Source organism: Ewingella allii, from assembly GCF_044430645.1.
Taxonomy (GTDB): Bacteria; Pseudomonadota; Gammaproteobacteria; order Enterobacterales; family Enterobacteriaceae; genus Ewingella; species Ewingella allii.
This window is the reverse complement of sequence record NZ_JAWUDN010000012.1, coordinates 38,566-51,727: the sequence shown is the minus strand read 5'-3', so window position 1 is coordinate 51,727 and position 13,162 is coordinate 38,566. Positions and strand designations below refer to the sequence as shown.

The window sequence follows — 13,162 nt, the reverse complement described above, 5'->3', positions numbered from 1 at the left end:
CGAGGCGGGGAAACCCGCCTCATTTTATTTTTCGATAGCAATAAATGATTGCCAAACATCTTCGACGCTAACATCCATACATTCGCCCGAAGGGGTCTGTAAAATTTGATATTTACCGGACCAAGGGTGCCAGGCATCAATATCGGTATCGCCAAACAGCACTACCAGATTTTTATGTAATGCTGACGCTAAATGCATTTGCCCGCCATCACTACACAGAATGGTTTCACACTGTGCAAAGCCGCCAATAAGCTCGCGAATTGAACTTGTAGGATACAGCGCAACTTGTCGGCCAGCGCATAACTCCATCAAGCGATCAGCACGCACCCGATCACCAATATCATCAGGGGATAGCGTACCCTGAGGTGACCAGAAAATGAATACGCCAGCGTCTTTGTCTGCCGTGAGACGATGAATAATCTCGGCGTAGTTCTCGGGTGACCAACGTCTTTTAGGGCTGCGACTGCTGATATGGACACCATAAACCCTCTTCGCCTGAGGCAATAATGAGGTACATTTCTTCTGTGCATCAGCGAGTTCATGCTCCTCAGGGAAGACATTTACTTTAGGTATGCTAATGTTTTCATTAGTGATTGCACTTAGATAGCTAAAGGTTTTCTCGACCTGATGTTTACCGGTAAAATCGGATTCGGTGAAAGCTTTGGTAAGACCTTTCCCGCCGGAATCCGCCCCAATAATATTTTTTACGCCAGCAAGTTTTGCCATACGAAGGCTGTATTTACAGGGGGTAGGGTTGGCGAGAATCGCAGCATCGAAACGGATAGATCTAAGTTTGAGGATAATTTTCGCGCGCTCTAAATAAACGCCTAAAGCCGTTTGATTTTTGGCTCTGTGTTTGGCTTTTTTATAAATATAGGTGCGGTAAATAAAAGGATTGTTCTTAATGACATCTTGACTAATTGAGTTAATCAATAAATAAACGTTAGCATTGGGATAGGCTTTTTTTACCCCTTCAATTAACGGCGTTGTACAGACTAAATCACCTATATTATCCCGCCGAATAATTAGTATATTTTTCATTCTACTCTCGTTAGCGATGTCAACATTGCCCCCTTTCCCGCGGTGGAAACCACGCAAGGTTAGCGCCTTTCCTGCTGAGGTATGATACTATTCCGATATCCCATATAAATGAAATTTAAAGCATGTTACTGCGTTTATATCAGGTATTAGTTTACCTTATTCAGCCCCTTATCTGGATCCGTTTGCTTTTACGTAGCCGTAAATCTCCGGCTTACCGTAAACGCTGGGCTGAACGCTATGGCTTCTGCAAAGGCAAGGTCGCTCCAGGCGGTATCATGCTGCATTCCGTCTCGGTCGGTGAAACGCTGGCGGCAATCCCTTTGGTACGCGCTTTGCGCCACCGCTACCCCTCTTTACCGATTACTGTGACCACGATGACGCCGACAGGTTCCGAGCGCGTTCAATCTGCTTTTGGTAAAGACGTACACCATGTTTATCTTCCCTATGATCTCGCTGGCTCCGTTAACCGTTTTCTGAACGAAGTTAACCCGAAGCTGGTGATTATCATGGAGACCGAACTGTGGCCGAACCTGATCCGCGCCCTGCACTCGCGACAAATCCCGCTGGTGATCGCCAACGCTCGCCTGTCAGAACGCTCTGGCAACGGCTACAAAAAGTTGGGCGAGTTTATCCGCAGTATCATGCAAAAAATCACCCTGATTGCCGCGCAGAATGAAGAAGACGGTACTCGCTTCCTGTCACTTGGCCTGAAACGCAGCCAATTGGCGGTGACCGGTAGCCTGAAGTTTGATATTTCCGTGACGCCTGAGCTGGCCGCGAAAGCCATTGCTTTGCGCAGCCAATGGGCTTCGCGCCGCAAAGTGTGGATTGCCACCAGCACCCACGACGGGGAAGAAACCTTACTGTTAGAAGCGCATAAAGAGCTGCTGAAAACCTTCCCTAACCTGCTGCTGATTCTGGTTCCGCGCCACCCTGAGCGTTTCGCCACCGCGCGCGAACTGACGCAAAAAGCCGGTTTGACCTTCACTCAGCGCAGCACGGGCGAAGTACCCGCCGCGTCAACGCAGGTAGTTATTGGCGACACTATGGGCGAATTGATGCTGCTGTACGGCATTGCCGATTTGGCCTTTGTTGGCGGAAGCCTGGTCGAGCGCGGGGGCCACAACCCTCTTGAAGCTGCCGCCCACGCTATTCCGGTGTTGATGGGGCCGCACACGTTCAACTTCAAAGATATCTGTGCCAAGCTGACTCAGGCCGACGGGCTGATCACCGTCACTGATATCGCGTCGTTGGTGAAAGAGATCTCAACCTTGCTGACTGACGAAGACTATCGCCTGTATTACGGCCGCCACGCGGTGGAAGTTCTGCGCCAAAACCAAGGTGCATTGCAGCGCCTGTTGCACTTGCTGGAGCCTTACCTGCCTCAACGGAGCCACTGATGACCAACAGAAAGCGCCTTTCCGTGGTGCTCATCGCCCGCAATGAAGCCGATTTATTGCCTGATTGTCTGGCCTCGGTCTCTTGGGCCGATGAGATTGTGATTTTGGACTCAGGCAGTACCGACGCCACCCAACAAGTCGCCGAGCAGTTAGGTGCCAAATTTTACCAAAACGTTGACTGGCAAGGCTTTGGTAACCAGCGGCAACTGGCGCAAAGCTACGCCACCGGCGAGGTCATTTTGATGATCGATGCCGACGAGCGCGTCACGCCAGAGCTGCGTCAATCTATCGAATCCGTTCTGCAAGATTTTCCCACTGATACAGTCTACAGTCTGGGCCGCCTCAATCTGTTCCTTGGCCGCTATATGCGTCACAGCGGATGGTACCCGGATCGCGTAAACCGTTTATACAGCGCGGCTGATTTCCGCTACAACGACGATCTAGTGCATGAGTCGCTGAACACCGGCAGCGCCAAGGTTGTGTCCTTAAAAGGCGACCTGCTGCATCTCACCTGCCGCGACTTCTTCTCTTTCCAACGCAAACAGATGAACTATGCTGAGGCTTGGGCCAACCAGCGCCACCAGCAGGGGCGTCGCTGTAGCTTCTTCTCGATTATTAGTCACACCTTGGGCGCATTCTTTAAAACGTGGATTTTGCGAGCTGGGTTCCTCGACGGAAAGCAGGGTTTCATTCTGGCGGGCGTCAACGCACAATACACGTTCAACAAATATGCGGCCCTGTGGGCGCTAAGTCATCAACTGCAAAAGTGAGCCATTATGAGCACTAAGGCAATTTATCCGGGCACATTCGACCCCATGACTAATGGCCATCTGGACTTAGTCACCCGCGCCGCGCTGATGTTTGATCACGTGATTTTAGCGATTGCAGCCAGCCCAAGTAAAAAACCGATGTTCAGCCTGGATGAGCGCGTGGCGTTGGCAACGGCGGCAACTTCACACCTGAGCAATGTCGAAGTGATTGGATTTGGTGACTTGATAGCGACGTTCGCCAAAAACCACGATGCTACCGTGCTGGTCCGTGGACTGCGCGCTGTGTCGGATTTTGAGTATGAGATGCAGCTGGCCAATATGAACCGGCATCTGATGCCAACGCTGGAAAGCGTGTTCATGATGCCGTCGAAAGAGTGGTCGTTTATCTCTTCCACGCTAGTGAAAGAGGTGGCGCGCCACGGTGGTGATATCAAGCCCTTCCTGCCCGACAATATCACTCAGGCCCTGCTCAAGAAAATCGCTGAGGGCTGAGTATACTCATCCTATTGCTGGCATTTTGGGCAGTAAAAGGTGGTGCGCTGAGCATGTTTTTTACTCAGGATCGGCGTACCACATGCCCGACAAGGTTCCCCCGCCCGGCCATAAACCTGAAGTTCCTGCGCGAAATATCCTGGCTTGCCGTCCGACTGTAAGAAGTCCCGCAGCGTGGTTCCGCCTTGCTCAATGGAGCGCAACAGCACGGCTTTAATGGTGGCGACGAGAAGCGCGGCTTCATCTGGTTTAAGGCTATTCACCGGCCGGTCGGGCGAAATCCCCGCCACGAACAGCGATTCACTGGCATAAATATTCCCCACGCCCACCACCAGCTTGTTGTCCATCAGCCAAGGTTTGATAGGCGACTTTTTGCTGCGCGATTTTTCAAACAGGTAATCAGCGGAGAAATCCTCACTCAGGGGCTCCGGGCCAAGATGCGACAGCACGCTGCTGCCTTCTAAGTCATCGGTCCACAGCCAGGCGCCAAATCGACGCGGATCGGTGTAGCGCAGGACATAGCCGGTATCCATCACTAAATCGACGTGGTCATGCTTGCCTGCTTCTGTCTCTTCACGCAGCATGCGCAAACTGCCCGACATACCGAGGTGAATGATGATCCAGCCGGTTTTCAGTTCGACCAGCAGATACTTGGCGCGCCGTTGCACGCTAATCACCGGCTGATCGCTCAATGCGAGAATTTCTTGAGAAACCGGCCAGCGCAGTCTTGGGTTGCGAACAATGGCATGGACAATGGTATGCCCGGCAAGATAAGGCTCGATGCCCCTGCGGCTGGTTTCTACTTCAGGTAATTCAGGCATTGTTTCTCCCACGGAACATTGAAAAAGTCACATCAGGCTAGCTGCTTGTAGCGTTAAAGCATACTTATCCACGAATAACAGGCAATAAAAAACCCGGCCGGAGCCGGGTTTTATTAATCCACTAAAATTATTTAATTTTAGCTTCTTTGTAGATCACGTGTTGACGGACAACTGGATCGAATTTCTTCAGTTCCAATTTTTCCGGCTTAGTACGCTTGTTCTTCGTAGTGGTATAGAAGTGACCAGTACCAGCAGAAGAAACCAGCTTGATCTTCTCGCGAACACCTTTAGCCATGATTCAGTTCCTTAATACTTCTCACCGCGGGCACGCAGATCGGCCAAGACCGTCTCAATACCCTTCTTATCAATAACACGCATACCTTTAGCAGATACGCGCAGAGTTACAAAGCGCTTCTCAGCCTCAACCCAAAAACGGTGTGAGTGCAGGTTTGGCAGAAAACGGCGTTTGGTCGCGTTCATTGCGTGGGAACGGTTGTTACCGCTCACCGGGCGCTTGCCAGTAACTTGGCAGACTCGGGACATGTCTATATCTCCAAAAATCAAATCAGCTCGAGCTTCGTATAGGGTATGGCCGCCTCGTCAGGCTTTTAGAGCCCATCTCAGCAAACTCCACTGAGAACCGACTCACTGTCGTCGGGTAAAAAACCAATTCATCAGGTACGAAACCTGCTGAGATAGGCTCTTAACGCCAAACCCAAGATTCTCAAAGGTGGCGTAGTATACGCTCTGTAGCGTAAGTGCTCAAGTCCCGAACAGCTAAAGATCCTCAAGGATCTTCAAAAAATGGGGCTACAGCCAACCGCGTTCGGCAAAAGACACCGTTTCTCCGTGACCTACGACCAGATGATCGAGGACGCGGATACCCAACAGTTGGCACGCTTTTATTATCTGTTCGGTTACCATTCTGTCCATTGTGCTCGGCTCAGCCACGCCGGACGGGTGATTATGCGCCAGAATTATGGCTGCCGCATTAACCTTCATTGCCTCGCGAACAATTTCACGGGGATGAATTTCGACGCTGCTAATGGTACCAGCAAACATCTCCTCATGGCGAATAACGCGGTGTTGATTGTCGAGAAAAAGTACCAAAAACACCTCTCTTTCTCGGTGACTGAGGATATTTTGCAGATACTGCTGGATTATTGACGGACTTAGCAACGCATTTTGGCTCGATAAATGGCAAGCGAAGCTGCGCCGGGACAGTTCTGACACCGCAGACAGCTGGGCAAATTTAACCAGGCCGAGCCCTTTTACCTTGCTCGCGTCCTCGAAAGCTGCCGACATCAAACTGTGCAGCGAACCAAAATGCTCGAGCATATTCTTTGCCAACGTCATCACGTGTAACCCTTTGCCACCGGTGCGCAAAAATATCGCCAACAGCTCCTGATCAGACAGGGCTGATGCGCCAAATTTCAGTAATTTCTCGCGCGGTGCGAGCTCTCCCTGCCAACCGTCATCTTTTATTTTCATGCGCTCTCCTTTTCGCGGCGACATATTGGCACGCCGCGCCGCATCTGTGTTCGCCGGTTTTAACTCCTGCGAGGCGCCACGCAAATAATTTATTCTCCTGCTGAGGAAAGCAGCGGATTGCTGTCATCAACCGCCGTTATGCTAAAATGTCGCTTCTTTCGGCTTTGAATCGGACAATCATGATGACGGGGATCTCCGGCAAACATATTGTGCTCGGTGTGAGTGGTGGCATCGCCGCCTATAAAGCACCTGAGCTGGTACGCCGCTTACGCGACAGAGGTGCAGACGTTCGGGTAGTGATGACGGAAGCTGCTAAGTCCTTTATTACTCCGCTGAGTCTACAAGCAGTCTCTGGCTATCCGGTTTCAGACGACCTGCTCGATCCGGCTGCTGAAGCTGCGATGGGGCACATTGAATTAGGCAAATGGGCCGATCTGGTGCTGATTGCTCCTGCTACCGCCGATTTATTGGCGCGCATGAACGCGGGCATGGCTAATGACTTGCTGACCACGGTGTGTCTGGCAACGGCCGCTCCCGTCGCGGTGGTTCCGGCCATGAACCAACAGATGTATCGCGCGGCGGTGACCCAGGAGAATCTGCAACAGCTGGCTCAGCGCGGTACCTTGGTGTGGGGGCCAGACAGCGGTAGCCAAGCCTGTGGTGACGTCGGCCCGGGCCGTATGCTCGACCCATTGGTTATCGTGGATATGGCGGTTGAGCACTTCGCTCCGCGCCGCGACTTAGCCCATCTTAATATCATGATAACCGCAGGCCCAACCCGCGAAGCGCTCGACCCGGTTCGCTTTATCAGCAACCACAGCTCAGGGAAAATGGGTTTTGCTATCGCCAAAGCCGCCGCCGATCGCGGGGCGAAAGTGACCCTTATCGCCGGGCCAGTTAATCAGCCGACGCCTGCGCATGTCGCCAGAATCGACGTCGAAAGCGCGCTGGAGATGCAACGCGCGGTTGAAGCCAGCATTTCGACTCAGCAGATCTTTATCTCCTGCGCCGCCGTTGCGGACTACCGCGCAGAAATAATCGCCGATGAGAAAATCAAAAAGCAAGGCGATGAAATGTCAGTGAAATTGGTCAAAAACCCCGACATCGTCGCCGGTGTTGCGGCAATGAAATCCCATCGTCCTTATGTGGTCGGGTTTGCCGCAGAAACCCAGAATGTGGAAGAATACGCTCGGCAAAAACGGATAAGAAAGAATCTCGACCTGATTTGCGCTAACGACGTTTCCCTTGCTGAGCACGGTTTTAATAGTGATACCAATGCTTTGCATCTTTTTTGGCAGGATGGGGAGAAAGTTTTACCGCTCAGCGATAAAGCACTTCTTGGCCAACGTTTACTTGATGAGATAGTCAGCCGTTATGAACACAACTAGTCCGTTAAAAAAAATCGACATTAAAATTCTCGACCCACGTATTGGTTCGACTTTTCCATTACCGGCGTATGCCACTCCAGGGTCTGCAGGCTTAGATTTACGCGCCTGCCTTGATGCCGCGGTTGAGTTGAAACCGGGCGAAACCACCTTATTGCCGACCGGTCTGGCTATTCACATCGGTGATGCTAATCTGGCGGCGGTGATTTTACCGCGTTCGGGTCTTGGTCATAAACACGGGGTAGTTTTGGGCAATCTGGTTGGCCTGATCGACTCTGACTACCAGGGCCAATTGATGATTTCCGTCTGGAACCGTGGTCAAACAACCTTCATGGTTGAGCCGGGCGAACGCGTCGCTCAAATGGTCTTCGTACCCGTTGTCCAAGCCGAATTTAATCTGGTTGAAGACTTCGAAAGCAGCGAACGTGGCGCAGGTGGCTTTGGTCACTCAGGTCGCCAATAAGAACCTGTTCAGCACCGCGCTTGAAACGCGATATTGAACAGATTCTTATCACTATAGACCGCACTAAAAACCCAATGTTATCAATGCTAAGTGCATCGAATGCGAAGGGTAAACACGATAAGTGAACTAATAAGCCGCAGGATCTTCAAGATTCATGCGGCAATTGTGCGGTCTCTCATGTTTTAAGCCGTTTTTAGCAAGGGTCTATTCAGACATGGCAGAAAAAGAAACTACCAAAAGGAATCGGCGCGAGGAGATTTTGCAGGCATTAGCGCAAATGCTTCAGTCCAGCGACGGCAGCCAGCGGATAACAACGGCTAAACTTGCCGCCAACGTTGGGGTATCGGAAGCTGCACTTTATCGCCATTTTCCAAGTAAAACGCGGATGTTCGATAGCTTAATTGAGTTTATCGAAGACAGCTTAATCACCCGCATCAACCTGATTTTGCAAGATGAGAAAGAGACGCTGAACCGGCTGCGACTGATCCTTTTGCTAATTTTGGGTTTTGCAGAGCGCAACCCGGGCCTGACACGCATCATGACTGGCCACGCATTAATGTTTGAACAAGACCGCCTTCAGGGCCGCATCAATCAGCTTTTCGAGCGAATTGAGGTACAGTTGAAACAGGTTTTGCGTGAAAAGAAAATGCGTGAAGGTAGTGGATACAGCACCGACGAGACGCTGCTGGCGAGCCAGCTTCTGGCTTACTGCGAAGGCATGCTGTCGCGCTTTGTGCGTTCCGAGTTTAAGTATCGCCCGACGCAGGATTTTGATGCGCGCTGGCCGCTTATTGCCGCGCAGCTGATCTAATTCGTTTGGCAGTTAAAGCGTTTGCAGTAAAAAGGGCCGAAAGGCCCTTTTTTATTGTTGTGAATTCAATGGGAAAGCTCAAGGAAGGATGCGCGCACCCTTTTCATCGAGCATATAGGTCAGCAGCGCCGTGCCGTCATCAGCCACCCGAAACTCGCCATAGCGCGCCTTTTCAAAACGCTCGGCATGACCTTCCTGAAAGAAGTAACTCGGCGTGCCGATATTCAAACGGGCTCCAGACAGATGATATTGCAGCAGCCTCTCCTGCTTATGCAAAGGCTGCCCTTTGTTCATCACCGCGCTCACCGCTCGCCGCTGCTCATCCAGGGTGACAACCAATTTGCCATTAGAGGGGAGGCACTGTTCGCCGGTGGTGCGGCAGGTTTCACCTTGCTCATACAGCCCCTGCTGCAAGGGTTGAACCAGCGCATAGTTTAGCGCCATATAATCCCCCTGCATCAGCGAGCGAGGGTCAACCGGCGCCAGCTCGAGAATAACCACCGCGCCGTGCTTGAGCAGTTGCTCTTTGTGATAAATAGAGACGTTAGTCGCCGCGAGCACCAGCAGCACGACAGCTCCCGCCAGCCATTTCAGCCCTGATTTAGTTTTCATAAACTGCCCCCTCGCCTTTTGCTGGCAGTAACTTCTTCGCCGCCAGAGCCAGCCCCAGCAAGACCAACCCGGTCATCAATAACAGCAGTGATTTATGCAGCAGGCTGATGCCGAGGAAGTAGTACCAATAGGTGAGATAGAGCAGCAGGAATGCGCCAGCCATCGCCAGCCACTCTTTGCTGCCCTGACGGCGCGCGGCCAGCAGCAGCAATAGTCCAAAGCCCATACCCGGCGAGAACAGCGCCACGCCAGCACAAACGCAGGCGGCGGGCAGGTAAACCGCCGTTATTGGCGAGCGGAACACCACCGCCTGACATACTCCTGCCAGAATAAGGCCTGCTGCAATGCCCGCGCCCAAACTCATGGGCAAAAATATCGGCGCGGAGCTATTCCAGAAGAAATCGTCGAGCAGGTCGGAATGCACGCCAGCGAGGCATAGCAGCATCAAAGCCGTCGGAATGCCATGCAGCAAGCTGAGGGTCAGCTCGCTGCGGGCCTTAGTTTGCGGCTGGTCTTGCCGGGCAGTGACGCCAATCCACGCCGCCACAACCATTGCCACCACTAGCGACGTGGCTGCTGTCGCAACAGCGGGATGAACCTGTAAGCTCATCAGATAGCCGAGCGAGAACACCAGAATAAATAAGAACGCCGTCACCGCCATAAAACGGTAGGCGCGGTTCGGCATGAAAATCGCCATCACCGCCAGCACCGGCAGGAACCACAGCGAATCAATAATAAAATGGCTGTTCCAGTCGGGATCGATAAATAGGTAAAGGCTAAAACATAGGCCATAGGTTGCGGCGATGGCCCACGCGAGGCCGATATGCTGTTGACCAATCCCCTTGGCGCGAAGCAGCCCGGCCGCCAGCGCGGCAATAATCAAGGAAGGCACCAGCAGCGTGATGCCATTCATCGAATCGAGCAGGTCGGTGGCGTACAGCAACAATGCCAGCAGGGCCAAAATAATCAGCGCGGCGGCCCAGCCCCCCAGAGCCAGCACCGCGCGCAGATACCAAGGCAGGTGCGTGGTGTGGTCGAAATTCTTCAGCTCGGCACTCTGCTCTTCACTCAATAACTGCCGCTCAGTCAGTTCTTGTAGCAGCTCGATCAGGGCGTCCGGCTTCACGTCATCCGCCTGCCGTTGGTATAACTGCCGCCGCCAGTGAAGCAGCACCGCGCCCCCGGCCACCAGCCATAACATCATTAAGCAGCAGGCGAAAAACAGGCTGCCAACATCCCAGAGACGGTCGAAAAGCTGCATGATGAGTATGCAGCCGATGAACACCACGCTAATCACGCCCAGCGTCAGCATGCATAAATCCGGGCGACGGTGACGGTAGTAGAAATAGCCCACCAGAATCGTCAGCGCCCACAGCAGTAAACCTAATTTACTGCTGTAGTCCGCGGCGACGATGGCCTCGGCGGCCAGCGGCGTCAGGGTCAGCAATAGGTATGCTGCCATCAAACGCGGCAACCAGCGGCTGGTCAGCCAGCTATCGGGGCGGCGTTTTTGCGCATATTCCGCCAGAGCCTCACGCAGAATCAGGCAGCACGCCTGGATCGCAATGTAGATATAGAGAGTGGAGTCGCTGAACCAGTCGAGATTAGCGAAAGGTATATCGCTAAAGAAAGCTGAACTTCGGCCCACGTAATAGAGTTGGAAAGCCAGATTAGCAACCACCCAGAAGCAGAACCACAGGCCGTTGCGGCGGGCAATGAGGGCCAACGGTAACAGCACGATGGCCCACGCGCGGAACAGCTCCCAGCTATCGGCTCCGGTTTGATAGACCTGCCCATACAAGGCAAATAGGCCGCCAAAACTCAGCCCTAGCGCCAACAGGGCGGATTGCGCAACGCTGTCATACCAGCGCCACCACACCACCACGGCCAGCGCGACTATCCACAATTCCACCACGGCGAACTTAGCCATCTTGGGCATCAATGCCCAGTTCCACGCAATGAAAAACACCACGCCGCAGGCCAAGGCTAAAAAGCCCAGCAGAGAGAGGCAAAGCAGGAGGAATCTGCGCCAGCCCGCAAGATCGGGCCGCACACCGCAGTAATGCAGAATTTTTTGATAGGCCGCCGGGCTGAGGCGACTTCCCTCGGACGAGGGGTTATTGCGAAGAGCTGAAAGGGAACGGCACAGGCTTTCTGCCGCCCCACTGGGCATTGCACCATGCTTATGCGACGACAAATCCATACTGATTCCCTTTCAGTGGCGATACTTAATAGAGTTTAGACCCCGTACTTCTGCTGGTAAGCACGCACGGCGGCCAGATGGTCGGCCATTTCCGTTTTCTCTTCCAGATAAGCAATCAGGTCTTGCAGAGTGATAATCGAAATCACCTTACAATGATAGTCGCGCTCCACTTCCTGAATCGCAGAAATATCGGCACGGCCGCGCTCTTGGCGGTCGAGAGAAATCAGCACGCCCGCGAGAGTGGCCTGATGCGCCGCGATAATTTCCATGGATTCACGGATCGCCGTTCCGGCGGTGATCACATCATCTACTAGCATGATTCGACCCTGCAACGGGCTTCCTACCAGCAAACCGCCTTCGCCGTGATCTTTGGCTTCTTTACGGTTAAAGCAGTAAGGCACGTCTCGGTCGTGATGCTCGGCCAGCGCCACGGCGGTGGTGGTCGCAATCGGGATACCCTTGTAGGCTGGGCCAAATACTAAGTCGAAATCGATTTTAGAATCCATTAAGGCTTCGGCATAAAAACGGCCCAGCAACGCCAAATCGCGCCCAGTATTAAATAAACCGGCATTAAAGAAGTACGGGCTGATTCGGCCTGATTTCAAGGTGAATTCACCAAACTTCAAAACCTGTTTGTTCAATGCAAATTCAATAAACTGGCGCTGATAAGCTTTCATGGGGGTCTCCTGTCTACTCTGTTCTCAGTCGGTCGTCGGCCTTTAGGCCATAAAAAAGGCGACTTCTCAGTCGCCTTAAAAATTATTCCGCTAGCGCCGCTTTCTGCGCCTGGAAGATGGTGTCGATTCCCTCCCGTGCGAGGGTCAACAAGCTCAGTAGCTCTTCATGGCTGAACGGCTCACCTTCTGCGGTGCCCTGCACCTCAATCATGCGGCCATCTTCCATCATTACTACGTTCATATCGGTTTCAGCCGCGGAGTCCTCAACATACTCGAGGTCGCACAGCGCTTCGCCATTCACAATACCCACTGACACCGCCGCCACCAGACCTTTCATTGGGTTTGCTTTCAGCTTGCCAGCAGCAACCAGCGCGTTCAGCGCGTCGGCCAGTGCTACACAGGCGCCACTGATAGAAGCAGTACGCGTGCCGCCGTCAGCTTGCAAAACGTCGCAGTCGAGCGTGATGGTGAATTCGCCGAGCTTTTTCAAATCTACGGCGGCGCGCAGCGAGCGAGCAATCAGGCGTTGAATCTCAAGAGTACGCCCGCCCTGCTTGCCTTTAGCAGCTTCACGGAAGTTACGCGTGTGGGTAGAGCGCGGCAACATGCCGTATTCGGCAGTGATCCAACCCTGCCCTTGGCCTTTAAGAAAGCGCGGAACACCTTCTTCAACCGTGGCGGTACAAAGCACTTTGGTATCACCAAATTCCACTAAAACTGAACCTTCAGCATGTTTGGTATAGTGACGGGTCAGTGTCAGGGGGCGCACCTGTTGTGCATTTCGGCCTGCTGGACGCATGGGTTGATCTCCGGGTCGCGAATCGTGTTTGGCTGCGCATTATACAGAAATTCGCCCGCGTTGCATCTGGCGGGCTAGTGAGCAAATCGCCCGAGAATATCTGTATAAAGAGCCTGAATATGCGCGCGGGTTTCAGGGAATGCCTATCATGACCCGCCCACGGAAGCTATAATCGCTCCATCTTTACATCAACAGGT

15 protein-coding genes are annotated in these 13,162 nt (G+C 52.9%); 6 read left to right on the top strand and 9 right to left on the bottom strand.

Translation table 11 applies throughout. From position 1 onward, the window contains the following. Positions 1 to 24: 24 nt before the first annotated feature. The gene (locus SBO83_RS20140; protein ID WP_396132716.1) at positions 25 to 1,041 is read right to left on the bottom strand and encodes a glycosyltransferase family 9 protein; all 1,017 of its coding nucleotides are present in this window, start codon (positions 1,039 to 1,041) and stop codon (positions 25 to 27) included. 122 nt (positions 1,042 to 1,163) lie between these two features. Here SBO83_RS20140 and waaA point away from each other — a divergent pair, with 122 nt between their 5' ends. From waaA to coaD, 3 genes are read left to right on the top strand one after another with little or no spacing between them, the layout of a single operon-like run. Next, positions 1,164 to 2,441: a lipid IV(A) 3-deoxy-D-manno-octulosonic acid transferase gene (gene waaA, locus SBO83_RS20135; protein ID WP_396132715.1), complete on the top strand. Its 1,278-nt coding sequence runs from the start codon at positions 1,164 to 1,166 to the stop codon at positions 2,439 to 2,441. After that, entirely contained in the window at positions 2,441 to 3,211 is a 771-nt protein-coding gene (locus tag SBO83_RS20130) for a glycosyltransferase (protein ID WP_396132714.1), read from the top strand. The genes waaA and SBO83_RS20130 overlap by 1 nt, the downstream gene beginning before the upstream one ends. Before the next feature lie 6 nt (positions 3,212 to 3,217). Continuing rightward, positions 3,218 to 3,703, top strand: a complete 486-nt coding sequence (gene coaD / locus SBO83_RS20125; protein ID WP_396132713.1) for a pantetheine-phosphate adenylyltransferase — start codon at positions 3,218 to 3,220, stop codon at positions 3,701 to 3,703. Between the two features lie 11 nt (positions 3,704 to 3,714). Here the strand turns inward: coaD and mutM are convergent, their stop codons facing one another. The 4 genes from mutM to radC form a co-directional block, all read right to left on the bottom strand. Beyond that, on the bottom strand, positions 3,715 to 4,524 hold the full coding sequence (gene mutM / locus SBO83_RS20120; RefSeq protein ID WP_396132712.1) for a bifunctional DNA-formamidopyrimidine glycosylase/DNA-(apurinic or apyrimidinic site) lyase: 810 nt from the start codon (positions 4,522 to 4,524) through the stop codon (positions 3,715 to 3,717). 127 nt (positions 4,525 to 4,651) lie between these two features. Beyond that, positions 4,652 to 4,819 (bottom strand): 50S ribosomal protein L33, encoded by a 168-nt coding sequence (rpmG, locus tag SBO83_RS20115; protein WP_004392084.1) that lies wholly within the window; start codon positions 4,817 to 4,819, stop codon positions 4,652 to 4,654. A gap of 11 nt (positions 4,820 to 4,830) precedes the next feature. Beyond that, positions 4,831 to 5,067, bottom strand: coding sequence for a 50S ribosomal protein L28 (gene rpmB / locus SBO83_RS20110; protein ID WP_004931195.1), 237 nt, complete (start codon positions 5,065 to 5,067; stop codon positions 4,831 to 4,833). Positions 5,068 to 5,334: 267 nt separating this feature from the next. After that, the gene (gene radC / locus SBO83_RS20105) at positions 5,335 to 6,015 is read right to left on the bottom strand and encodes a RadC family protein (RefSeq protein WP_353503819.1); all 681 of its coding nucleotides are present in this window, start codon (positions 6,013 to 6,015) and stop codon (positions 5,335 to 5,337) included. A gap of 179 nt (positions 6,016 to 6,194) precedes the next feature. Here radC and coaBC point away from each other — a divergent pair, with 179 nt between their 5' ends. The 3 genes from coaBC (at position 6,195) to slmA (ending at position 8,674) form a co-directional block, all read left to right on the top strand. Next, positions 6,195 to 7,403 carry a bifunctional phosphopantothenoylcysteine decarboxylase/phosphopantothenate--cysteine ligase CoaBC gene (gene coaBC, locus SBO83_RS20100; protein WP_353503818.1) on the top strand — a complete coding sequence of 403 codons (1,209 nt, stop codon included), beginning with the start codon at positions 6,195 to 6,197 and terminating at the stop codon, positions 7,401 to 7,403. Further along, entirely contained in the window at positions 7,390 to 7,863 is a 474-nt protein-coding gene (gene dut / locus SBO83_RS20095) for a dUTP diphosphatase (RefSeq protein ID WP_353503817.1), read from the top strand. The genes coaBC and dut overlap by 14 nt, the downstream gene beginning before the upstream one ends. A 214-nt stretch (positions 7,864 to 8,077) precedes the next feature. Then, the gene (gene slmA, locus SBO83_RS20090) at positions 8,078 to 8,674 is read left to right on the top strand and encodes a nucleoid occlusion factor SlmA (RefSeq protein WP_353503816.1); all 597 of its coding nucleotides are present in this window, start codon (positions 8,078 to 8,080) and stop codon (positions 8,672 to 8,674) included. A gap of 78 nt (positions 8,675 to 8,752) precedes the next feature. Here slmA and SBO83_RS20085 read toward each other — a convergent pair whose 3' ends face one another. From SBO83_RS20085 to rph, 4 genes are all read right to left on the bottom strand, one after another. After that, positions 8,753 to 9,286 carry a GDYXXLXY domain-containing protein gene (locus SBO83_RS20085; RefSeq protein WP_396132711.1) on the bottom strand — a complete coding sequence of 178 codons (534 nt, stop codon included), beginning with the start codon at positions 9,284 to 9,286 and terminating at the stop codon, positions 8,753 to 8,755. Then, complete coding sequence (locus SBO83_RS20080) at positions 9,276 to 11,489, bottom strand: DUF4401 domain-containing protein (protein WP_396132710.1); 2,214 nt, start codon at positions 11,487 to 11,489, stop codon at positions 9,276 to 9,278. The genes SBO83_RS20085 and SBO83_RS20080 overlap by 11 nt, the downstream gene beginning before the upstream one ends. Before the next feature lie 35 nt (positions 11,490 to 11,524). Beyond that, positions 11,525 to 12,166 carry an orotate phosphoribosyltransferase gene (pyrE, locus tag SBO83_RS20075; protein WP_353503813.1) on the bottom strand — a complete coding sequence of 214 codons (642 nt, stop codon included), beginning with the start codon at positions 12,164 to 12,166 and terminating at the stop codon, positions 11,525 to 11,527. An 82-nt stretch (positions 12,167 to 12,248) separates the two neighbouring features. Next, positions 12,249 to 12,965, bottom strand: a complete 717-nt coding sequence (rph, locus tag SBO83_RS20070) for a ribonuclease PH (protein WP_185688911.1) — start codon at positions 12,963 to 12,965, stop codon at positions 12,249 to 12,251. Positions 12,966 to 13,162: the final 197 nt, after the last annotated feature.